This is a genomic window from Mesorhizobium sp. B2-2-3, from assembly GCF_006442405.1.
Lineage (GTDB): Bacteria > Pseudomonadota > Alphaproteobacteria > Rhizobiales > Rhizobiaceae > Mesorhizobium.
This window is the reverse complement of the sequence record NZ_VFWC01000014.1, coordinates 91,732-112,003: the sequence shown is the minus strand read 5'-3', so window position 1 is coordinate 112,003 and position 20,272 is coordinate 91,732. Positions and strand designations below refer to the sequence as shown.

22 protein-coding genes are annotated in these 20,272 nt (G+C 63.6%); 11 read left to right on the top strand and 11 right to left on the bottom strand.

Translation table 11 applies throughout. The features are described from left to right. Positions 1 to 135 precede the first annotated feature (135 nt). Positions 136 to 390: a DUF2171 domain-containing protein gene (locus tag FJ951_RS23760; protein WP_140493808.1), complete on the top strand. Its 255-nt coding sequence runs from the start codon at positions 136 to 138 to the stop codon at positions 388 to 390. An 11-nt stretch (positions 391 to 401) separates the two neighbouring features. Here FJ951_RS23760 and FJ951_RS23755 read toward each other — a convergent pair whose 3' ends face one another. Further along, positions 402 to 1,421, bottom strand: a complete 1,020-nt coding sequence (locus FJ951_RS23755) for a P1 family peptidase (protein WP_140517692.1) — start codon at positions 1,419 to 1,421, stop codon at positions 402 to 404. After that, the gene (locus FJ951_RS23750; RefSeq protein ID WP_140517691.1) at positions 1,421 to 2,494 is read right to left on the bottom strand and encodes a branched-chain amino acid ABC transporter substrate-binding protein; all 1,074 of its coding nucleotides are present in this window, start codon (positions 2,492 to 2,494) and stop codon (positions 1,421 to 1,423) included. Before FJ951_RS23750 ends, FJ951_RS23755 begins: the two co-directional genes overlap by 1 nt. A gap of 180 nt (positions 2,495 to 2,674) precedes the next feature. Between FJ951_RS23750 and FJ951_RS23745 the strand changes: the two genes are divergently transcribed. The 7 genes from FJ951_RS23745 to FJ951_RS23710 all read left to right on the top strand — a co-directional run bounded on the left by FJ951_RS23745 (position 2,675) and on the right by FJ951_RS23710 (position 9,195). Further along, positions 2,675 to 3,202: a flavin reductase gene (locus FJ951_RS23745; RefSeq protein ID WP_140493802.1), complete on the top strand. Its 528-nt coding sequence runs from the start codon at positions 2,675 to 2,677 to the stop codon at positions 3,200 to 3,202. Then, on the top strand, positions 3,199 to 4,128 hold the full coding sequence (locus FJ951_RS23740; RefSeq protein ID WP_140493800.1) for a MoxR family ATPase: 930 nt from the start codon (positions 3,199 to 3,201) through the stop codon (positions 4,126 to 4,128). Before FJ951_RS23745 ends, FJ951_RS23740 begins: the two co-directional genes overlap by 4 nt. A 5-nt stretch (positions 4,129 to 4,133) precedes the next feature. Beyond that, on the top strand, positions 4,134 to 5,384 hold the full coding sequence (locus FJ951_RS23735; RefSeq protein ID WP_181172272.1) for a VWA domain-containing protein: 1,251 nt from the start codon (positions 4,134 to 4,136) through the stop codon (positions 5,382 to 5,384). 57 nt (positions 5,385 to 5,441) lie between these two features. Then, positions 5,442 to 5,780 (top strand): XdhC family protein, encoded by a 339-nt coding sequence (locus FJ951_RS23730; RefSeq protein ID WP_140517690.1) that lies wholly within the window; start codon positions 5,442 to 5,444, stop codon positions 5,778 to 5,780. Between the two features lie 6 nt (positions 5,781 to 5,786). Further along, positions 5,787 to 6,491 (top strand): XdhC family protein, encoded by a 705-nt coding sequence (locus FJ951_RS23725; RefSeq protein ID WP_140517689.1) that lies wholly within the window; start codon positions 5,787 to 5,789, stop codon positions 6,489 to 6,491. Beyond that, on the top strand, positions 6,488 to 8,098 hold the full coding sequence (locus FJ951_RS23720; RefSeq protein WP_140517688.1) for a molybdopterin-binding/glycosyltransferase family 2 protein: 1,611 nt from the start codon (positions 6,488 to 6,490) through the stop codon (positions 8,096 to 8,098). Before FJ951_RS23725 ends, FJ951_RS23720 begins: the two co-directional genes overlap by 4 nt. 254 nt (positions 8,099 to 8,352) lie before the next feature. Then, positions 8,353 to 9,195: an alpha/beta hydrolase gene (locus FJ951_RS23710; protein WP_181172273.1), complete on the top strand. Its 843-nt coding sequence runs from the start codon at positions 8,353 to 8,355 to the stop codon at positions 9,193 to 9,195. Between the two features lie 16 nt (positions 9,196 to 9,211). On the opposite strand, the gene FJ951_RS23705 is transcribed toward FJ951_RS23710, so the two are convergent. After that, the gene (locus FJ951_RS23705; RefSeq protein ID WP_140517686.1) at positions 9,212 to 10,249 is read right to left on the bottom strand and encodes a DUF1176 domain-containing protein; all 1,038 of its coding nucleotides are present in this window, start codon (positions 10,247 to 10,249) and stop codon (positions 9,212 to 9,214) included. A gap of 142 nt (positions 10,250 to 10,391) precedes the next feature. Here FJ951_RS23705 and FJ951_RS23700 point away from each other — a divergent pair, with 142 nt between their 5' ends. Then, positions 10,392 to 10,898 carry a DUF1993 family protein gene (locus FJ951_RS23700; RefSeq protein ID WP_140517685.1) on the top strand — a complete coding sequence of 169 codons (507 nt, stop codon included), beginning with the start codon at positions 10,392 to 10,394 and terminating at the stop codon, positions 10,896 to 10,898. A gap of 58 nt (positions 10,899 to 10,956) precedes the next feature. Here the strand turns inward: FJ951_RS23700 and FJ951_RS23695 are convergent, their stop codons facing one another. Beyond that, a complete protein-coding gene (locus FJ951_RS23695) occupies positions 10,957 to 11,121 on the bottom strand; it encodes a hypothetical protein (RefSeq protein WP_140493788.1) in 165 nt (54 codons plus the stop codon). 385 nt (positions 11,122 to 11,506) lie between these two features. Between FJ951_RS23695 and FJ951_RS23690 the strand changes: the two genes are divergently transcribed. Both FJ951_RS23690 and FJ951_RS23685 read left to right on the top strand, forming a co-directional pair. Continuing rightward, the gene (locus FJ951_RS23690; RefSeq protein WP_140494990.1) at positions 11,507 to 11,974 is read left to right on the top strand and encodes a hypothetical protein; all 468 of its coding nucleotides are present in this window, start codon (positions 11,507 to 11,509) and stop codon (positions 11,972 to 11,974) included. Between the two features lie 121 nt (positions 11,975 to 12,095). Next, entirely contained in the window at positions 12,096 to 13,163 is a 1,068-nt protein-coding gene (locus FJ951_RS23685; protein ID WP_140517684.1) for an aldo/keto reductase, read from the top strand. A 133-nt stretch (positions 13,164 to 13,296) separates the two neighbouring features. On the opposite strand, the gene FJ951_RS23675 is transcribed toward FJ951_RS23685, so the two are convergent. Genes FJ951_RS23675 through FJ951_RS23645 form a run of 7 tightly spaced genes read right to left on the bottom strand, consistent with a single transcriptional unit; the run spans position 13,297 to position 20,271 of the window. Next, positions 13,297 to 14,325 (bottom strand): histone deacetylase family protein, encoded by a 1,029-nt coding sequence (locus FJ951_RS23675; protein ID WP_140493781.1) that lies wholly within the window; start codon positions 14,323 to 14,325, stop codon positions 13,297 to 13,299. Beyond that, positions 14,322 to 14,828, bottom strand: a complete 507-nt coding sequence (locus tag FJ951_RS23670; protein ID WP_140517682.1) for a GNAT family N-acetyltransferase — start codon at positions 14,826 to 14,828, stop codon at positions 14,322 to 14,324. Before FJ951_RS23670 ends, FJ951_RS23675 begins: the two co-directional genes overlap by 4 nt. 52 nt (positions 14,829 to 14,880) lie before the next feature. Further along, the gene (locus tag FJ951_RS23665) at positions 14,881 to 15,810 is read right to left on the bottom strand and encodes a 3-keto-5-aminohexanoate cleavage protein (protein ID WP_140517681.1); all 930 of its coding nucleotides are present in this window, start codon (positions 15,808 to 15,810) and stop codon (positions 14,881 to 14,883) included. 4 nt (positions 15,811 to 15,814) lie between these two features. Next, complete coding sequence (locus tag FJ951_RS23660) at positions 15,815 to 17,200, bottom strand: aspartate aminotransferase family protein (RefSeq protein WP_140517680.1); 1,386 nt, start codon at positions 17,198 to 17,200, stop codon at positions 15,815 to 15,817. Position 17,201: 1 nt separating this feature from the next. Further along, positions 17,202 to 18,842, bottom strand: coding sequence for a N,N-dimethylformamidase beta subunit family domain-containing protein (locus FJ951_RS23655; RefSeq protein ID WP_140517679.1), 1,641 nt, complete (start codon positions 18,840 to 18,842; stop codon positions 17,202 to 17,204). Between the two features lie 8 nt (positions 18,843 to 18,850). Continuing rightward, positions 18,851 to 19,615: an amino acid ABC transporter ATP-binding protein gene (locus FJ951_RS23650; protein ID WP_140493771.1), complete on the bottom strand. Its 765-nt coding sequence runs from the start codon at positions 19,613 to 19,615 to the stop codon at positions 18,851 to 18,853. Beyond that, positions 19,612 to 20,271, bottom strand: coding sequence for an amino acid ABC transporter permease (locus FJ951_RS23645; protein ID WP_140517678.1), 660 nt, complete (start codon positions 20,269 to 20,271; stop codon positions 19,612 to 19,614). The genes FJ951_RS23650 and FJ951_RS23645 overlap by 4 nt, the downstream gene beginning before the upstream one ends. Between the last annotated feature and the right edge of the window lies 1 nt (position 20,272).

Here is a 20,272-nt window from a genome sequence, read left to right as displayed (position 1 = left end):
GTTTTCCGCCGGCCAACGATATCGCCATTCCCTATCACGACAAGATACCGGCGTCGCGCTGCCCGATAAAGCAAGCGCCATGCATCCAATCGCGGCCTCGTCTGTTATTGTCGGCAGTCCCAATGGAGAACCACCATGACCGACACCAGCAAAATTCGTGAGCATATGGAAGTGATCGGTGCCGATGGCGTTCATGTCGGCACGGTCGACAAAGTCGAGGGGCAGCGGATCAAGCTGACCAAGTCCGACAGCGGTATGGGCACGCATAAGGGGCACCATCATTTCATTCCCCTGAGCCTTGTCGCGGAGGTCGAGGGAAAGAAGGTCTGGCTGTCGGCGAATTCCGACGTCGCGGTCACTTTCGAGGAAGAAAAGTCCGACCCCACCTGATCGCGTATAAGTCAGCGCGAAGACCAGACCGGAAACAGATCGCCCTCGGCGGGCGTCGCGGCGAAAACGCCGCGCGTGATGGCGCGCGCCATCGTGGCGCCTGCCGCGGCATAAAGGTCGATTGCCGCGTCGGCTTCGAGCCGGATACCGCTCCTGCCGGTCGCCAGCGCGAAGACCAGATCGCCATCGGCCGGCGTGTGCGTCGGCCATATGGCCCGCACGAAACCGTCATGCGCTGACATGGCCAGGCGCTTTGCGGCGGCCTTGGTGAGAATGGCATCGGTGGCGATAACGGCGATGGTGGTGTTGCCGCCGGCATCCGCCTTGCCCGTGAACGTCTTGTCGCGAAACTTCAAGAGGATGCTTTTGGCGTCGTCCGGCATTGGCGAGGGATAGCCAAGCCCGCCGAATTCATCGCCGATCTCGAACGGAGCCGCCCAGAAATGGCGGCTTCGGCTGATGGTCACCGAGCCGATCGGATTGACCGCCGCCAGCGCGCCGATGGTGACGCCATTGTCAAGCAGCGTCGAAGCCGAGCCAAGCCCGCTCTTGAGACCGGAGGTCAGCGCGCCGGTGCCGGCGCCGGTCGTGCCGATCTGGAAATCCGAACCGGCGGCCTGCACCGTCTCGTAGCCGAGGTCGCGGTATGGCGGATAGCGGCCCCAATCCTTGTCGCCGCCATTGCGCAGGTCGAACAGGATCGCCGCCGGCACGATCGGCACGCGAAAGCCGCCGACCTCGAAGCCGATGCCACGCTCGCGCAGTGCTGCCTGTACGCCGGACGCTGCGTCGAGGCCGAAAGCCGACCCGCCCGACAGCACCACGGCATGGACCGTCTCAACCGAATTGTGGGGTTCGAGCAGGTCCGTCTCGCGCGTGCCCGGCGCGCCGCCCAGGATCTGGACGCCGGCTACGGCCGGTTCGTCGCAAAGGACCGTCGTCACGCCGGATTTCAGTCGGGCATCGGAGGCATTGCCGACGCTGAGACCGGCGACATCGGTGATCAGGTTGCGCGGGCCGGTGCGAAACATCAGTTGCTTTCCAACGGTACGAAGCGGGCGCCATCGAACCGGAAGACGCGGTACGGATTCCGGCTGAGGTCGCCCTTCGCATCAAAGCGCACCGGCCCGATCGCCGTGGTGAAATCATGCCCGATGAGCGCTTCCGCAAGCGGCCTGCCGGAGCTTGCGGCTTCCGCCATCGCCGCCTTGGCGGTTTCTACCGCCGCATAGGCCGGCAGCGTGTAGCCGTCCGGCACGATCTTCTGCGAGGCAAACACCTCGAGCACCTTGGGATTGGCGACATCGGCCCATTCCGGGGGAGCGATCATCAGCGTTCCCGTGGCATAGGGCACTGCGCCGGGCGGAGTGCGCAGGTTCTCGCCGCCGGCGAATACGATGCCGGCGTCGAGTTGCGCGGCGTCGCGACCCATGATGGCGATGTCGTCGCCGTCGCCACCGGCAAAGACATGGGTTGCGCCGGCCTTCTTCAGCCGGCCAATCAGACCGATCTGGTTGTCGAGCTGCGGCCGGAACGTATCGACGAACACCGGCTTCAGCGCCGCCTGTTCGGCCGCCGCCCGCAACGTCTCGGCGATCTCACGGCCGTAGATGGTGCCGTCATCGATGACGGCGAACAGTTCGTTCTGCCAAAGCCGGGTAAGGGTGTTGGCGACGGCATTGCGCTCGTCGTCGCCCCTCGGTCCGAGCCGGTAGACCGGCCAGCCGGTCTTGGGACGACGGTCAGTCAGGCTTTCGGTTCGCACGCCAACGGTGATGACGGCGATGCCTGCGTCCTTCAAGATCGGCATCGCCGCCTCGATCGCTTCCGTACAGAGAAATCCCACGACGACATTGACCTTGGCGGTCGCGAATTCCCGGGCTGCCGCGGCACCCCCATCGGCCGTGCAGGCATCGTCGATGGTCTTGAGCTCGATGCCGTTCGCCTGGGCCGCCACTTCGGCGCCGGCTTCGATCTGCCTGCCAAGGATCGCCGAGGATCCGGAGAGCGGCGCGGCAACACCGACGAGCAGCGTCTGGGCGTTGGCGGCGCCGGTCAGCAGCAGCCAAGCCAGCGCGGCAGATATCGTTGCCCCGGGTCGCATCCTGTCGAAGACTTCCTCCAAGCGAGCCCGGATGGTCCCGGCGCCACTCCCGCCAAGACCTAAAGGCTGCCCGGTCTTGGCGCAACACGCGAATTTCGGGATATGGGCCAAGCACTTCGCTTGTGGCTTGTCATATCTAGCCATATATAGCGATAGGGTTCAGGCTATGGAAAATCTCCGGTGTTGAAGAAGAACGACATAGGACCGCAGGCCTATCGCGACGCGATGAGCCATTTTGCCGGTCACGTCCATGTGGTGACCACCGACGGGCCGGCCGGCAAGCGCGGCGCGACGGTCATCGCCGCCTGTTCGGTTTCCGATACGCCGCCGACCATTTTGGTCTGCCTGAACCGTGAAAATCCCAAGAACGAGCCGTTCGTGAAAAACGGCAGGTTTGCCTTGAACACGCTTGCCTCGCACCAGGAGCCGCTGTCGATCGGCTTTTCCGGCATCACCGGCCTGCCGGTCGAGGAACGTTTCGCGCTCGGCGAGTGGGATGTGATCTCCACCGGCGCGCCGACCTTGAAGGGCGCGCTCGCCGTATTCGACTGCGAACTGATCGACACCAAGGACCTGGCCACCCATCGTGTGCTTTTTGGCAAGGTGACAGGCCTGCGCATGGGCGATAATTTGCGGCCGCTGATCTATCACGCCCGCGGCTACCACGTTCTGGAAAGCGGGGCAGAGGCGTCCACGGAGAAGGAATGACCGAGCTAAAACCGCGCCCCGTGCCGCGGACGATCGACGAGACGCTCGATCTCCTGACCGGCGCGGACTATGTGGCGGACCGGTCGTTGGCCACCGTGCTTTTCCTGTCGCTGCGCATGAAGCGGCCGCTGTTCCTCGAGGGCGAGGCCGGCGTCGGCAAAACCGAGATCGCCAAGGTGCTGGCCGAGGCGCTCGGCCGCCGGCTGATCCGTCTGCAATGCTATGAAGGTCTCGACGTCTCGTCCGCCGTCTATGAGTGGAACTATGCCGCGCAGATGATCGAGATCCGCATGGAGGAGGCGGCCGGCAAGGTCGACCGCTCCGACATGGAGCGCAACGTTTTCTCGGAAAAATACCTGATACGCCGTCCGGTGCTCGATGCGCTGACCGGCAAGGCCGGCGCCGCCCCGGTTTTCCTGATTGACGAGCTCGACCGTACCGACGAGGCGTTCGAGGCCTTCCTGCTCGAGATCCTTTCCGATTTCCAGGTGACGGTGCCCGAACTCGGCACGATCAGGGCGGAGGAGCCGCCGATCGTCATAATCACCACCAACCGCACCCGCGAAATCCATGACGCGCTGAAGCGGCGCTGCCTCTATCACTGGGTCGATTATCCCAGCGCCGAGCGGGAGTTGGAGATCGTGCGCCGCAAGGTGCCGCAGGCGAACAGCCGGCTTTCGGCCGAGGTGGTCTCCTTCATTCAGAAGCTCCGCCAGATCGAATTGTTCAAGATGCCGGGCGTTGCCGAGACCATCGACTGGGCCGGCGCGTTGACCGAACTCGACAAGGTCGCGCTCGACCCGGAAACCGTCTCCGACACGATCGGCGTGCTGCTGAAATACCAGGACGACATTGCCCGCATCGGCGAGGGCGAAGGCCGGCGTATCCTCGACGAGGTGAAGGCCGAGCTTTCGGCGGCGGAGTAGGGCTCATGGCCATGCCTCGCGCGGAACCCAGGGAGGCGACTGTCGACGGTCACATCGCCGACAACATCGTCTATTTCGCCCGTGTCTTGCGCAAATCAGGCATGCGCGTCGGTCCGGCCTCGGTCAAGGATGCCATCGAGGCGGTACTTGCCACCGGCATCGGCGCGCGCGACGATTTCTACTGGACGCTGCATGCCGTGCTGGTGTCGCGGCATGAGGACCATGCCATCTTTGACGAGGCCTTCCGGCTATTCTGGAAGTCGCGTGAGCTGATCGAAAAGATGCTGGCGATGCTTTCGCCGGTGGCGCCCGATACCAGGGAGAAGCAGAAGCCACGCGCGGCCGAAAGCCGTGTCAGCCAGGCCATGTTCGCAGGCCACAGCAGGAACCAGCCGGCGCGGGAAATCCCCGAGATCGAGGTCGACGCGCGCTTTACTTTCTCCGGCAACGAGGTGCTGAGGGCCAAGGATTTCGCTCAGATGAATGCCGCCGAGATGGCCGACGCCAGGAAAGCGATCGCCGAACTGCGGTTGCCCTTCGATATGGTGCGGACGCGCCGTTTCAAGGCCGATTCGCACGGTCGCCGCATCGATCCGCGTGCCATGATGCGCTCGGCCGCACGCACTGGGGGCGAACTGATCCTGCCGAAATTCCGCTCGCTCCGCGAAGTGTATCCGCCGTTGGTCGTGCTTGCCGACATTTCCGGTTCGATGAGCCAGTACACGCGCATCTTCCTGCATTTCCTGCATGCTCTGACGGAAAAGCGCCGGCGCGTGCACACTTTCGTTTTCGGCACCAGGCTCACCAATCTGAGCCGACAGATGCGCCATCGCGATCCCGACGCCGCCCTGGCCGACTGTTCCACCGCGGTCAAGGACTGGTCGGGCGGCACGCGCATCGGCGACACGCTGGCCGAGTTCAACCTGATATGGTCGCGGCGCGTGCTAGGACAGGGCGCGGTGGTGCTTTTGATCACCGACGGGCTGGAGCGAGACGAGGTCGACGGCCTGTCGGAGGAAATGGAGCGTCTGCACAAATCCTGCCGGCGGCTGATCTGGCTGAACCCCTTGCTGCGCTTCGACGGTTTCCAGGCGCGCGCCCGCGGCGTCAGGGCGATGCTGCCGCATGTCGATGAATTCCGTGCCGTGCACAATCTCGACGCGCTTGCCGATCTCTGCGCTTCGCTGGACCGGAAGCCTGGATATGCCGTCGATCCGCGGCGATGGATGGAGGGTGGCGCGAGGCGCGCCGCGTAGCCATATGCTGCTGAAGACACATATTTCCGGGAAAAACAGACCCTGAGAGAAGCAACGATGAGCGACAGCATTTATCTCGACGAGGCCCGTGACCCGCTGATCATCGCGGAAGGCTGGATGAAGGAAGGCAAGGATGTCGCCATCGCGACCGTTGTCGAGACCTGGGGTTCCGCGCCACGCCCGGCCGGCAGCCATCTGGTCATCGACGCCGACGGCAATTTCCACGGCTCGGTTTCGGGCGGCTGTGTCGAAGGCGCCGTGGTGACGGATGCCATGGACGTCATCGGCACCGGCAAGCCCAGAATGCTGGAATTCGGCGTCGCCGACGAGACCGCCTGGCAGGTGGGCCTTTCCTGCGGCGGCCGCATCAAAGTGTATGTGGAAAGGCTAGGCTGATCTTCGATGGATCCCTATGCGCTGAAAACACTCAACGCCGAGCGCCGCGCGCGCCGCGCCGCGATCCTGGTCACCGATCTTGGTGACGGCCGCGACCGTGTCGTGCGCGAGGGCGATCCGGTCGCCGGCGATCTCGGTGCCGCGATCAGCAAGGCGTTCCGCACCGGGAATTCCGGCTCGGTCGAAGCGGAAGGGCGGACCTTTTTTCTCAACGCGCATCTGCCGCATCCTCGCCTGGTGGTGATCGGTGCCGTGCATATCAGCCAGGCGCTGGCGCCAATGGCCAGGATCGCCGGCTATCCAGTCGAGATCATCGATCCGCGCACGGCTTTTGCCACGTCGGACCGCTTTCCCGATGTCGCTTTGCACGCCGAATGGCCTGAGGAGGTCCTGCAACGACAGCCACTCGACAGCTACACGGCAGTCGCTGCCATCACCCACGATCCCAAGATCGACGATTTCGCGCTGAAGGCGGCGCTCGACGCCAGGTGCTTCTATGTCGGGGCACTCGGCAGCAGGAAAACCCATGCCAAGCGTGTCGAGCGCCTGTTGGCGCTGGGCGCCAGTTCCGAGCAGATCGGTCGCATCCAGGCGCCGATCGGTCTCGATATCGGCGCGGCCAGCCCCGCCGAGATCGCCGTCGCCGTGCTGGCGCAGGTCATTCACGCGTTTCGCTCGCGCGGCCTTGAAGCCAGGGAAGCCGCAGCGTGAAATTCGGCCCGGTTCCTATCGAACAGGCCGAAGGCGCCGTGCTTGCGCACGCGACGACGGTCGGCGAGCGACGTTTCCGCAAAGCGCATCGGCTGAGTGCAGAGGATGTCGGGGTGCTGAAAGCGGCGGGCATCAGCGAAGTCGTCGCGGCCGTGCTTTCTCCCGGCGATCTGGGCGAAGACGCCGCCGCCGAACGGATCGCGACCGGTATGCGCCACCGCAATGTCGCGGCCAAGCCTGCCGCGACGGGGCGGGTCAACCTTCATGCCGAAGCCGCTGGCGTCTTCACCGTCAACAGCGCGATGATCGACGCCATCAATGCCGTCGACCCAACCATCACCATCGCCACGCTTGGCCAGCATGCGCCGGTCGAAAAGGGCCAGATGGTGGCAACCGTGAAGATCATTCCCTTCGCCGTCGGGTCGGCGCTGGTCGATGCGGTCATGGAAATCTGCGCCGGCGGCGAGATCTTTGCCGTCAATGCCTATCGGCCCATTCGTGTCGGTGTTATCCAGACCGTCTTGCCGGGCGTCAAGCCGAGCGTGCTCGACAAGACGCTGCGCGTCACCGAGGCACGGCTGGCGCGTTCGGGCGGGCGGCTGACGGCCGAGCGCCGCACGCCGCACGAGGTTGCGCCGGTTGCCGAGGCGGCCGCCTCGCTGGCGCGCGATAACGACATGGTGGTGATCTTCGGCGCTTCGGCCATGAGCGATTTCGCCGACGTCGTTCCGGCCGCGATCGAGGAAGCGGGCGGTACTGTCATCCGCGCCGGCATGCCGGTCGACCCCGGCAATCTGCTGGTGCTCGGCAGGCTCGCCGGCAAGCAGATCATCGGCGCGCCGGGCTGCGCCCGCAGCCCCAAGGAGAACGGCTTCGACTGGGTGCTCGACCGGCTGATCGCCGGCCTCGACGTAACGGCGACCGACATCGCCGGCATGGGTGTCGGCGGCCTGCTGATGGAAATCCCGACACGCCCGCAGCCGCGCGAACCGCTGCCGGCCGTAAGCCGGCTCAAGGTCGGGATCGTGCTTTTGGCGGCGGGCCGTTCGAGCCGCATGGGCGGGCCGAACAAGCTTATGGCGCTTTTCGACGGCCAACCGTTGGTCCGCCGTACAGCAGAGCGCGCGCTCGCCTCGAAAGCTTCGGGCACGATCGTCGTCACCGGCCACCAGCGTGAGCGGGTGCGCGGCGCGTTGTCGGGCCTGGACGTGACCTTCGCCGACAATCCCGATTTTGCCGATGGGCTCTCCACCTCCCTGAAAGCCGGTATGGCCTATCTGCCGGGAGATGCCGCCGGTGCGATGATCGTCCTCGGAGACATGCCGGGTGTCTCGTCCGGCGATCTCGACCGGCTGATCGATGCGTTTCGCGGGGCAGGAGGCAATTCGGTGGTCCGCGCCTCGCACCTTGGCAAACGCGGCAATCCGGTCCTCCTGCCGCGCTCGCTGTTCCCGGCTGTCGCGCATCTCGAAGGTGATACCGGCGCACGCCACCTAGTCGAGGCCGGAGGACTTGATGTCGTCGATGTAGAGATCGGCGAGGGCGCATCCGTCGATGTTGACACTCGCGAGGCGCTGGAAGGCGCCGGCGGCGTGCTGCAGGATTGACAAACCCGGGCCGAATTACGCAAGCCTGCGGTATGGCTTCCGGTTTCATTTCGTTAATGTCAACGCTTCTACCCCCCTCTGGCCTGCCGGCCATCTCCCCCTCAAGGGGGGAGATTGGACATCATTTCGGCTTTCGCCAATCTCGACGGCCGGCAGAAGGGCGCCCCCGCCGAAACTGCCAATCTCCCCCCTTGAGGGGGAGATGGCCGGCAGGCCAGAGGGGGGTGCTCACGCTCTCTGCCTTTCTGATTTCGATATTTTTCCTGTTTTCTGCTGCCCAGGCCTCTGCTCTCCAACTAAAACCCTTCAAGGACGATCTGTTCGCCTATCCCGCGACGCTCTCGTCAGACGGCGCCTACACGGTGATCGACTACCGCGAGATGCGCGACATCAACCAGCGCGACGAGGTGCCGGAAAAGCGCGTGCATGCACAGTATACCGATACCGGTGTGCGCAAGGTGCAGCAGGATTTGCTGTTGAAAACCGATGCCGGCGACGTCCGGCACATCGCCGTAGGCAAGACGCAAGGGGCTTCCGTCATCGTGCTCTACCTGCACGGGCAGGGCGGCAGCCGCAAGCAAGGTGTCGATGACTTCACTTTCGGCGGCAATTTCAACCGCATCAAAAACCTGATGGCAGGCAATGGCGGCCTTTATCTCAGCCCTGACTTCCCCGATTTCGGCGACAAGGGGGCGGCACAGGTCGCGGCGCTGATCGAGCACTATGCGCAACAGTCGCCGGGCGCGAAGATCTTCGTCGCCTGCGGCTCGATGGGCGGCGCATTGTGCTGGAAGCTTGCCGCCCGCACGGACACGGGCGGGCAAATCGATGGGCTTCTGCTGCTTGGCTCGCTGTGGGACGAGAGTTTCTTCTCCAGCCCAGCCTTCAGGCGCCACGTGCCGGTTTTCTTCGGTCAGGGCAGCCATGACGTGGTCTTTCCCGTGGCAAACCAGGAATCCTTCTTCCGGTCCATCATCGCCAAGTCGAAAGCCTATCCGACCCGCTTCGTGCGCTTCGAGACGGGCACGCACGGCACCCCAATCCGCATGGTCGACTGGCGCCGCGCGTTGAATTGGATGCTGTCGAAGGCGCCGTGATCGGACCTCGCGGGGCTCAGGGAGCGGTGTTGTAGTCGACAACCGTTTGCGGGTTTTCCTCGCCGTCATAGGAGGCGTCGACGTCGTACTGGACGAGTGAAAAATCGCCGTTGCGGAACAGATAGGTGCCTGCTGACGAGGCATCGCCGGCGCCGCGCCACTTGTTGAAGGTGGTTATCGTGTGGGCGTCCTGGTCGTAGCTGGAATTGGTCGCCCAGCCGGTGGTCCGGAAGCCGACGATGTGCATGGATTCGACCTTGCCTTCGCTGTCGTTGTTCACGTAGCGGATGTCCATCTCCGGTTCGGTGAACTGCAGTTGCCTGACGCCGTTCGCCTCGTCGGTCATGTAGTAGATCGAGCTTTCATTGTAGGCGGCCGCCGAGCAGGAAAAATGGAACAGGCGCGTTTCCTTGTCGGGATCGCCGGCCGCCGCATCCTTGTCCCTGTATTTGATGGAAAAAATCTCCGGCTCCTTGGCCGCGAGATCCTTGTCGCATTGGTCGCTATAGCTGGCCAGGAAAGCCTTCTTGGCCTGCTCCAGCGCTGCATCCCTCTTCGGAGGTGGCGGGCCGTCGCCACAGCTAGCGGGCACAGCCTGCTCGTAATCCGCGCTCGACGGCTTCAGCGCTCCGCTGTCGATGAAGATCGGCTGGAATGGCGGCGCCTGAATCTGGGCATTGACCTGGCGCAGCGTGTAGCAGCCGGCAAAGACCTTCGCCTCGCCCTTCTTGTCGGTTGCCTGGATGGCGACCGGAACGCTGTAGTAGATGCTGCCTGCCGCGCCCTCGTTGGATACGGCGCCGGTCCTGACATCCACCTTGTCGGTACCGTCATAGCCCTTGACGAAGCTGTCGAAGTCCTTGGCCGGCTTGGTATCGCCATAGTAACCCCAGGCACGTGCGAATTCATGCCGGTTGATGGCACTGTAGAGCGAGCGGACAACTGCCTCGGCGCTCGACCTGTCATCGACGTAGGGCGCCTCGTCGGCAGGTGCCGACTGGGCGATCGAGGCAAGGGAGAACAAGGCAGTCGCTGCGAGAAAAGCGTGTCTCATCGGGAATCTCCACGCGGTAACGGAGATTCTACCACGGTGATTGCGGCGACGTGGTGACGCCTTGCGGGTATCGCTTGAAGAATCGCCCGGGAAGGCGCTAGTTCGCGCTCGCGGCGCTTCAACTGCCCCGGGAGATAATTGCGTGACCCTATCCATGTATGAAGTATCGGTGGCTGTGTTTTCGGCCCGGTTGAAAGCGCTGTCCAGCGTGCTGTCCACGGCCGAACAAAACGCCGGCGAGCGCAAGATCGACCCGCAGGTGTTCCTGACGGCGCGGCTGGCGCCCGACATGTTCGCCTTGACCAGGCAGGTGCAGATCGCCACCGACCATGCCAAGGGAGCCCCATCGCGGCTCGCCGGCCGGGAGGTTCCCAAATACGAGGACAACGAGGCGAGCTTTGCCGAATTGCATGCGCGCATCGCTAAGACGCTTGACCATCTGGCGACGTTCTCCGCGGCCGATCTGGAAGGTTCGGACGAGCGGATTGTCGAGGTCAGGCTCGGCGGGCGCGAGGTCTCGATGGCCGGTTTGCAGTATCTCCTGCATCTGGCCATGCCCAACTTCTATTTCCACCTCACCACCGCCTACGACATTCTTCGCCACAATGGCGTGCCGCTGGGCAAGGCAACGTTCCTGGGCTCGCGTTGACGGATCACGCCATCAAGGCGTTGCCCGTCCGGAGCCGGAATATCCCTGGCTGGCCGAACTAGCGAACGGACATTTCGCGGGCGATGCGCGGGAAATCGGCGGGCTTGATGCCGATGTCGGCGCGGTCCGCATTGCTCATGGAATGCAGCAGCGCGAGCGCGGCACGATAACGCAGATGTTCCTGCGGCCGTGGCCGCGCAAACATTTCAGTGAAGAACCCCATAATCCAGGCCCCTGTTGGACCTCCCAGCGTCCGAATATAGGGGATTCGTGACAATTGTGCAGTGCAGCATTTGCAGGCCTGCCATGCTCAGCAAATTTTTCTGCCATGATCCTGCATCGCCTGAAACTTTCGCAGATCGCGAATCGTATCCCTCTTGCTGGCACATGGCCGGTTTTTCCTCGCCGCTTCTGGCGAATTCCGGACTGCACCAACCGCAGTCCGGCTTTTTGTGACTGACCGGGCGTGGTCCAGCCCCGTAAACCTTCAATTGTTAAAATCGGCGGCATGCATTTTTAACGAGCGGACCCTAAGGTGGATGTCTCGGACACACCGTGAGACTGGGGAGGCTGACATCGTTACCAGCGCCAAGCGGGATTTCGCTTCGTTGCTCGATGATCTCTTCGTTGCCTCCGACAAGGACGGGGGAGGCGAAGAGGCCGCCACTCGCCCGTCGATTCCGTTTGACTATCTTTCCGTCGCCGACGAGCTCCATTCGGGCCGCATCAAGGTTTCTGGCAGCGGATTTGCCACGGAATATCGCGAGGCAGGCGCGGATCTCGCCGCAGAATTCGCGGCTCTGCTCGATCATGCGAAGCTGGCACTTGCGGGCGAAGAGACAAGGCCCGAAGAAAAACTGCCGCCGATCGATCCCGAATCGATTGCCGTGGAATTGGGATTGGACACGCCTAAGGCTGTCGCCGATTTTGGCCGCATGCGCCGCAGCTTCGCCTTTTCGAACCATCCTGATCGCGTCGCGCCGCACCTGCGCCAGCGCGCCATGATCCGCATGCAGGTGGCTAACATGCTGATCGACGAGGCCAAGCGGCGCGCCCTGGCAGGGGCTCGCCGCTAGCGCAGTCTGGTTCACGCAAAAGTCGGTTTGCCGAGGCTTGGAGAGCGCCTCTGCTTTCTTGTAGGATGAAAATTCCTTCCCCGCGCAGCCGCGCAAGCTTTTCCCGCCGGAGCACACTTCCATGCACAAACGCCGTCTCGGTCGGACCGATCTTCTTGTCACCCAGATCTGCCTCGGTTCGATGACCTGGGGCCAGCAGAACACCGAAGCCGACGGCCACGCCCAGATGGACCTGGCCTTTTCGCGCGGGGTGAATTTCATCGACACTGCCGAGCTCTACCCGATCCCGCCCAAGGCGGAGACGCAAGGGCGGACCGAGAAGATCATCGGCAGCTGGATGAAGGCAAAGGGCAACCGCGACAAGGTGATACTCGCCTCCAAGGTCGTCGGTCGCACCGCAAACAGCTGGTTTCGCGGCGACAGGCCGTCGCAGCTGGTGCGCGCCGATATCTTCGATGCCGTCGACAAGTCCCTGGCCAGGCTCGGCACGGACTATGTCGATCTCTACCAGATCCACTGGCCGGAGCGGGACATACCCTGGGGCGCCAATCCGACGCGCGTCGGGGCCGTGGCGCGCCGCGCTGATTCCGTCGGGGCGCCGACCGGAGAAACGCCGATCGCGGAGACGCTTGCCGTCTTCGATGACCTGGTGAAGGCCGGAAAGATCCGCCATTTCGGCCTGTCCAACGAGAGTTCCTGGGGCGTCATGCGCTTCATTGCAGAGGCTGACAAAGCTATTGGTCCACGGGTCGCCTCGATCCAGAACGCCTATAATCTGGTCAACCGGACCTTCGAGGTGAACCTCGCCGAAGTCTGCGATCGCGAAGAGGTCTCGCTGCTTGCCTATTCGCCGCTCGCGCAGGGCTATCTCTCGGGCAAATACGATCACGGCGCGCGCCCGCAGGGGTCGCGCTCGCAGCTCTTCAACCGCGGCCAGCGTTACGAGACCCCCAATGCCGCCGAGGCGCAGCTTGAATACAACGAGCTGGCGCGCTCCTTCGGCCTGGAGCCGGCGCTGTTCGCCAACGCCTATGTATCGAGCCGGCCCTTTGTCACGTCGAACATCATTGGTGCCACGACCATTTCGCAGCTGGAAATGGCGCTGTCTTCAGTGGAGGTTGTCTGGACCGAAGAGATGCAGAAGGCAGTGGACGCCATTCATCAGCGGGTCGGCAATCCCTGTCCTTGATCGACTCGGAAGTTGAATTGTCTGGGAATAACAGCGGGATGGAGACGATGGTGGATTTTCCGATCGAAACATTGCGTGGAAAATTTCCCGCTCTCGCTCTGACCGATGGAGGTCTCAGGCGCAGCTCGACCTGTCAGCGTGCCTTGGTGCCGAACCCGGTCAGGAAAGCGGTGAGGTTGTCACAGAGTTCGTCGCAGAGATAGCCGCCTTCCTGGACGATTGTCGTCGGCAGGCCGAGCTTGGCGATGGCTTCGCCGATGCGCGAGAAACCTGGCGTCGTCACCGAAAGCCCGCCGAACGGATCACCCTCGAACGCGTCGAGCCCGAGCGCCACGACCAGCGCGTCGGGCGCGAAGGCGCGGATGCGCTGGAACGCCACCTGAAGCGCTTCCAGAAACGCCGCGTCGGCGGATTTGCGTGGCAGCGGCAGGTTGAAATTATAACCGAGGCCGGGGCCTTCGCCGCGCTCGTCGGCATGGCCCCAGAAGAACGGATAAAACCGCACCGGATCGGCATGCAGCGAGACGGTGAGCACGTCGGGCCGCCCATAGAAAATGCCTTGCGTGCCGTTGCCGTGATGCAGGTCAACGTCAAGGATCGCCACGCGTGCCGCCTGTTTGCGCAGTACCTGCGCCGCCACAGCCGAATTGTTGATGAAGCAGAAGCCGCCGGCGACATCGGCGAACGCATGGTGACCGGGCGGGCGGCAAAGCGCATAGGCGGCCGGCGCGCCCGCCATCACCGCTTCCGCCGCTTCGACCGCGCTCCAGGCGCTCCACAGCGCGCTTTGCCAGGTCTCGCCAGAGATCGGGCAGGCCGTGTCGGCCATGTGGTATCCAGCCTGGCCGACCGCGGAGGCCGGATAGGAGCCGTTGCGCACGATCGGGTGAATGTTGGGGATCACTTCCGCCGAGGCACCCTCGATGCGTTGCCAACGCGTGTAGATATGCTCCAGGAAATCGAGATATTCGGGCGTGTGCACCGCCGCGACCGGACCAAGTCCGTGATTGCGCGGCCGCTCGATCGTGCAGCCGGCCGATTTTGCGCCTGCTAACAATCTCTCGACGCGCTCCGGCTTTTCGGGATTGGGCTGCGGGGCGCCGCTGGAAAGGAAAGCCTTGGGGTCGTGGCGCTTCTGCTCCTGCGCGTAGAAGGCTTTCATTCTTTTTCCTCCGGCGCGTCGGCAAAGGCGAAGAAAGCGTCGCCGATGATCTTCTGCGTCTGCTCGTAGCTCGACCAGGCGATGCCCAGCCTTTCATAAAAGGCCTTTGCGCTCTCATTGTCGGTATCGACGGACAATCTGAGATAAGCGCCGCCTTGCTTGCGGCACTCGGTCGCGACGCGCCGCAGCAGGCGCTCGCCGATCCTGCGACCGCGAAACCGGTCCTCGACATAGAGGTCCTGCACATAGACGCCGGGCCGCCCCATCCAGGTCGAGAAGATCGGGAAATAGAGGCACAGTCCGGCGAATTCGCCATCGACTTCGGCGATCAGGGTCGAGAAGGCAGGTCTTTCGCCAAAGCCCCAGGTCCTGAGATCGTCTGGCGTTGAGACGATTTCTTCGGGCGCGCCGATATGGGTGCCGAGCTTCAGAATTGCGGCATGGATGGTTTCGACGTCTTCGATTCGTCCGGGGCGGAGGAGGATTTTTTCCGGACTTGTCATGGCAAGCAGGGAGCCAAGGTGTGACGGAGCACTATCATCTCAGCCAGTCGCATTAAAACGCTACCCTGTCGCCACCCTTCAGCGCCAGCATGTCGCGTGCTTCGGCCGGGGTGGCAACCTCCAGCGACAGTCCATCGAGAATGCCACGGATACGGCCCACCTGATCGGCATTGGATTTCGCCAGCTGGCGGCCGTCGTAGAGACTGTCTTCGAGCCCGACACGGACATTGCCGCCCATGGCCGCGGCGATAGAGATCAGCGGCATCTGGTGGCGGCCCGCGGCCAGCACCGAGAACTGGTAGCTGTCGCCGAACAGCTTGTCGGCGATGCGCTTCATGTGGATGAGATTGTCCGGATCGGCGCCGATGCCGCCAAGAATACCCAGCACGAACTGGATGAACAGCGGCCCCGACACCAGCCCCCGGTCGCGGAAATGCGCCAGCGAATAGAGATGGCCGACATCGTAGCACTCGAATTCGAAACGCGTGCCGCAGCCCTTGCCCAGTCTCTCGAGAACGCCCTCCATATCGGCGAAGGTATTCTTGAAGATCGTGTCGCGTGTGGCTTCCAGCAGCTTCGGTTCCCATTCGTGTTGCCATTCCCTTGGCTTGTCGAGCATCGGGAACAGCGCGAAATTCATCGAGCCCATGTTGAGCGAACACATTTCGGGCTCGGCCCGCAAAGGTGCCGCCAGCCGCTGGTCCAGCGTCATCAGGGAGGAGCCGCCGGTTGTGATGTTGATCACCGCCGACGTCGCCTGCTTGATGCGCGGCAGGAACTGCATGAACACGTCCGGATCGGCCGTAGGCCGTCCATCTTTTGGGTCGCGGGCATGCAAGTGCAGGATCGAGGCGCCGGCCTCGGCCGCGGCGATGGCATCCGCCGCGATCTGGTCCGGCGTTACCGGCAGATAAGGCGACATGGACGGTGTATGCACCGAGCCGGTGACGGCGCAGGTGATGATGACCTTTCTCGGCGCCATTGTTTTATCCCCGGCCTTCGACCGGAAGGTCGAGTTCGGCAGCCAGAACTTCGAGCGAGTCGCCGATGATGGAGATGATCTCGCCGACCTGCTCGCTGGTGACGATCATCGGTGGTGCGACCATGAAATTGTCGCCGTCGACACCGCCCTTGACCTTGCGGCCATAGATGATCAGCCCGCGCTCATAGGCGAGGTCGAGCAGGCGCTGCGTCGCCTTCCTGCTCTGGTCGATCGGCCGCAGCGTTTCGGGATCGGCAAGCATCTCGGCGCCGGTGAGCAGGCCCTTGCCGCGCACGTCGGCGATGAACGGGAAGCGCTTGGCTAGCTCTCGCAATCCGTCCATCAGCACATCGCCCATGGCGGCGGCATTGGCGATCAGGTCGAGGCGGCCCATTTCGCCGAGCACGGCCAGCCCTGCGGCGCAGGCGAGCGGATTGCCGGCATAGGTATGGCCGTGCTGGAAGCCGCCGGAGGCGAGCAGCGGCTGCACCAGCCGCATCGGCGCCGCCAGCGCGCCGAGCGGCGCGTAACCCGATCCCAGGCCTTTTGATAGCGCGACGATGTCCGGCTTGCAGTTCCAATGGTCGCCGCCGAGGAATTTTCCCGTGCGGCCGGCGCCGCTCATCACTTCGTCATGGATGAGCAGGATGCCGTAGCGGTCGCAGATTTCGCGGATGCGCCCATAATAACTGTCCGGCGCGACAAGCGCCGCTGTCGCCGCGCCGCCGATCGGTTCCATGATGAAGGCGACCACGCTCTCCGGCTCCTCGGCCAGGATCTTCTCCTCCAGCATGTCGGCATAGCGGAGACCGCGCTGTTCCATCGAGAGATTGTCGCGGTCGCGCCAGGCCGCCGGTGCCGGCACGGTCGGCATCACCCGCATCATTGGCGTGAAGGTCTCGGCCAGCGCGTAGTCGCCGGTGATCGACAGTGAACCCAGCGTGCCGCCGTGATAGGAGGGGAAGCGCGTGATCACCTTCCAGCGGCTGGCTTGGCCGGTAGCCACCGCCCACTGCCGCGCCAGCTTAATGCACGATTCGGTCGCTTCCGAGCCGCCTGAGACGAAGAAGATGCGGTCCATGCCTTCGGGCAGCTTGCCGGCCAGCTCACGCGCCAGCTCTTCTGCCGGTTCGTTCTCGAAATGCAGCCGGTAGGCGAAGGTGGCGCGGTCCATCTGCCGCTTCATGGCGTCGAGCACATTGCGGTTGGAATGACCGATATTGGCGACCATCGGGCCGCTTGATCCGTCGATGAAGCGGCGGCCGTCCTGCGTCCACATATAGATGCCCTCGGCACGGTCGATCAGCGGCCGGCGCAGGCTGGAGAGATAGAACAGATGCGATTGGCGCCGGGCTTCGGTGTCCGGGGCGGCGGTCTGGGCTTTCGACATGTCAGGACTTTCCGAGATAACGATCGAGGACATTTTGGGTAACGCGTTCGACCATCGGGTCCTGCCTCAGCAGGCCGGCGACCCATTCGCAGCTTCCGGCGTGGAAGACCTCGCCCTTGCCGCGCGGGAAATTGACGATCATGCCGTTGCCGCGTTTGACTTTTTCCAGATTGGCGTCGCTCCGATCGCCGAACAGCGTCTCGGCGCTGAAGCGACCATCCTCGTCGGTGAGAAACTGATCCTCGATCGGGATATCGGCGCTTTCCTCGACCTGGCTGGCCATGCCGACGGCGAGAACCTGCAAGCCGTCCGGTGCGCCGCTGGTCGCGGTCGGGTAGGGAAGGCCGCCGCGGATTTCGAAATCCAGCCCGTCGACCTCATAGCCATAGACATGGCTGTCGGCGCCAAGCAGGTCGCCATAGTAGATGCCGGTTCCGGCAAAGGCCCAGTGCTCGGGCCGATACACGGGAAAGCCGCGCACGCCGCGTGGCGCGCAGCCGCCCCATCCGGCATAGAGGCCGCGTGTGGCGTTGAGCCCGAAGGTCGCCGAACCCGGCCGGCCGATCTCGGGCGCCTCCCAGGAATTGGTGGCGCGGGTGACGTCGCCGCCGCGATAGGCGGGGTCCTCGGCTCGGGCGCGGTATTTGTAGCAGACCTGCCGCCGGCCTTCATCCTCCAGCCGCGTCTGCCACATGAAGTTGCCGGCGAAGCGCGCCGCATGGCCGCCACGTTCGACGTAGCTGTCGACCGCATCGCGCATTTCCCAGGTCCAGTACTCGTCATGGCCGACAAAGACGGCGCAGTCGTAGCCATCGAGAATGTCGGGCGAGAAATGCAGATCGTGCTGGCTGGCGAGATCGACGGCGTAGCCCGCCCGTTCGGCGAAGCGGAAGAAGTGGCTGTCATAGCTCGCCCAGCCCGACGATGCGTATTTCTTCGAATGGCCGGTGGCGAGCGCCCATTCCATGTGTGGATAGCGCGGCACTGTCTTCGGCGGCACCGCGACTTCCAACGGCACACGCGGCGCCTCCTTGGGCAGCACGACGAAGCCGCGGCACCAGGGGCGCTGCGTCGAGACGATCGGAGAATATCCGTTACGGTCCGGCCCGGTGATGCCCTGGTAGTGATTGGAGCCGCCCCAGGTGTTGTAGGCGAGCCAGGTGCCTGTCGCCGCCACCTGCAGCACACGGCCTGGCTTCTTGCCGGGCAGGGGCGCGACGATGAAAAGATGATGGGATTGGATCGGCTTGCCGTCGCGGCCTTCAGCAGTCAGCGTCACCCGGTAAGCGCCGGACGGCCAGTCGCTGCCGACGCTGAATTCGAACGAGGCTTCCCAGCCGCAGCCTTCGGCCGAGCACTGGTCTGGACTTTCCTGCCAACGCGCCGCAATGCCGGACTTCTCGAACACCTTTGTCTCGGTGCCGCCGTCGCGGACGATCGTCATGCTGAAGGACGGAGCCGTCGAACTGACATGCAGCGTCACTGTCTCGCCGGCGCGGTAGGAAAAGCGGTCGCTGTAGCACCAGATTTCGCCGCGCTCGCCATCCATGCCCGGCCACTCATAATAGTGGCCGCGCACTGCGTGCCGGCGCTGCTCCGGCGTCAGTCCGAAATCGGGGAATTCAGTGGTCAATCTGGTCATCGTCGTACTCAGGCGGAAAGGTATTTCTTGAGGAAGGTGCGGGTGCGTTCTTTTTGCGGGGCGCGGAAGATGTCGCCCGGCGGGCCTTCTTCCACCACCACGCCGCCATCCATGAACAGCACCCTGTCGGCCACTTCGCCGGCAAAGCGCATTTCGTGCGTTACGATGAGCATGGTCATGTGCTCGGCGGCAAGCTGCTTCATCACCGCGTTGACCTCGTCGACCAGCTCCGGATCGAGCGCCGAGGTGGCCTCGTCGAACAGCATCACCTTGGGCTGCATGGCCAGCGCGCGGGCAATCGCGACGCGCTGCTTCTGCCCGCCCGAAAGACGCGAGGGATAGGCGTCGATCTTGTCGGAGAGCCCGACCTTGGACAAAAGACCAAGCGCCAGCGCACGAGCTTCGGCTTTCGGCATGCTTTTCAGGATCACCGGCCCCATCGTGATGTTCTCGATCACGGTCAAATGCGGGAACAGGTTAAAGTGCTGGAACACCATGCCCATCTGCTGGCGCACCTTGTTGATGTGCCTTTCGAACGCCTGGCCATGCAGCTTCTGGTTGACCTGCAGGCCGTCCAGCCAGACCTCACCGCTGTTCAAACCCTCGAGATGGTTGATGGAACGCAGCAGCGTGCTCTTGCCGGAGCCGCTCGGGCCGATGATTGCGACGATCTGCCCACGTTCGACCGATAGGTCGATACCTCTGAGGACCTCGACGGCGCCAAACGATTTGCGTGCGCCGCGGACCTCGACCATCGGCCGCTGCGTGCTCATCGGGAAACCTCCACATGTCTTTCGAACCTATGCAGGGCCGCTTCGAGCGCGAGGTTGAGAATGTAGTAGAGCGCGGCGGCAGTGATGTAGAATTCGAAAGGGCGAAACGTTTCGCTGATCGCCAGTTGCGCCGAGTGAACCAGCTCGGCAATGCCGATGACCGAGACGATGGAGGATTCCTTCAACAGCGCGATCAAATTGCTGCCGATCGGCGGCGCCGTGTTGCGGATGGCCTGCGGTATCACGACATGGCGCAGCGTCTGCCACTTGCCGAAGCCGATGCTGCGTGCACCTTCCGTCTGGCCGACATCGACGGCCACGATGCCCGCGCGGATGACATCGGCATTGTAGACGGCAAAATGCAGTCCAAGGCCGACAATGCCGGCCACGAGGGCAGGGATGTCGATGCCGACCTGCACCAGGCCAAAATAGATCAGGAAGAGCTGCAACAGCAGCGGCGTGCCCATGAACACCCACATGAAGGCGCGCACGGGGTAGGCCAGGATTGCCGGCGCGTAGAGTACGACAATCGCAAAGAAGATGCCGCCGGCGAAGCTAAGCGCTCCAGCCGAGACCGTCAGCACTGATGTCCACCAGGCGCCGGTCAGCAGAAGATCCCAGTAGGGCGCGACGACGGTGAAATCCAGGCCTTGCATT

What these genes read in the sequence shown, in the direction of transcription:
- FJ951_RS23760 (WP_140493808.1), top strand. Translation starts at nt 136, where the DNA reads ATGACCGACACCAGCAAAATTCGTGAGCATATGGAAGTGATCGGTGCC.
- FJ951_RS23755 (WP_140517692.1), bottom strand. Translation starts at nt 1,421, where the DNA reads ATGTTTCGCACCGGCCCGCGCAACCTGATCACCGATGTCGCCGGTCTC.
- FJ951_RS23750 (WP_140517691.1), bottom strand. Translation starts at nt 2,494, where the DNA reads ATGCGACCCGGGGCAACGATATCTGCCGCGCTGGCTTGGCTGCTGCTG.
- FJ951_RS23740 (WP_140493800.1), top strand. Translation starts at nt 3,199, where the DNA reads ATGACCGAGCTAAAACCGCGCCCCGTGCCGCGGACGATCGACGAGACG.
- FJ951_RS23735 (WP_181172272.1), top strand. Translation starts at nt 4,134, where the DNA reads ATGGCCATGCCTCGCGCGGAACCCAGGGAGGCGACTGTCGACGGTCAC.
- FJ951_RS23730 (WP_140517690.1), top strand. Translation starts at nt 5,442, where the DNA reads ATGAGCGACAGCATTTATCTCGACGAGGCCCGTGACCCGCTGATCATC.
- FJ951_RS23725 (WP_140517689.1), top strand. Translation starts at nt 5,787, where the DNA reads ATGGATCCCTATGCGCTGAAAACACTCAACGCCGAGCGCCGCGCGCGC.
- FJ951_RS23705 (WP_140517686.1), bottom strand. Translation starts at nt 10,249, where the DNA reads ATGAGACACGCTTTTCTCGCAGCGACTGCCTTGTTCTCCCTTGCCTCG.
- FJ951_RS23695 (WP_140493788.1), bottom strand. Translation starts at nt 11,121, where the DNA reads ATGGGGTTCTTCACTGAAATGTTTGCGCGGCCACGGCCGCAGGAACAT.
- FJ951_RS23685 (WP_140517684.1), top strand. Translation starts at nt 12,096, where the DNA reads ATGCACAAACGCCGTCTCGGTCGGACCGATCTTCTTGTCACCCAGATC.
- FJ951_RS23675 (WP_140493781.1), bottom strand. Translation starts at nt 14,325, where the DNA reads ATGAAAGCCTTCTACGCGCAGGAGCAGAAGCGCCACGACCCCAAGGCT.
- FJ951_RS23670 (WP_140517682.1), bottom strand. Translation starts at nt 14,828, where the DNA reads ATGACAAGTCCGGAAAAAATCCTCCTCCGCCCCGGACGAATCGAAGAC.
- FJ951_RS23665 (WP_140517681.1), bottom strand. Translation starts at nt 15,810, where the DNA reads ATGGCGCCGAGAAAGGTCATCATCACCTGCGCCGTCACCGGCTCGGTG.
- FJ951_RS23660 (WP_140517680.1), bottom strand. Translation starts at nt 17,200, where the DNA reads ATGTCGAAAGCCCAGACCGCCGCCCCGGACACCGAAGCCCGGCGCCAA.
- FJ951_RS23655 (WP_140517679.1), bottom strand. Translation starts at nt 18,842, where the DNA reads ATGACCAGATTGACCACTGAATTCCCCGATTTCGGACTGACGCCGGAG.
- FJ951_RS23650 (WP_140493771.1), bottom strand. Translation starts at nt 19,615, where the DNA reads ATGAGCACGCAGCGGCCGATGGTCGAGGTCCGCGGCGCACGCAAATCG.
- FJ951_RS23645 (WP_140517678.1), bottom strand. Translation starts at nt 20,271, where the DNA reads ATGCAAGGCCTGGATTTCACCGTCGTCGCGCCCTACTGGGATCTTCTG.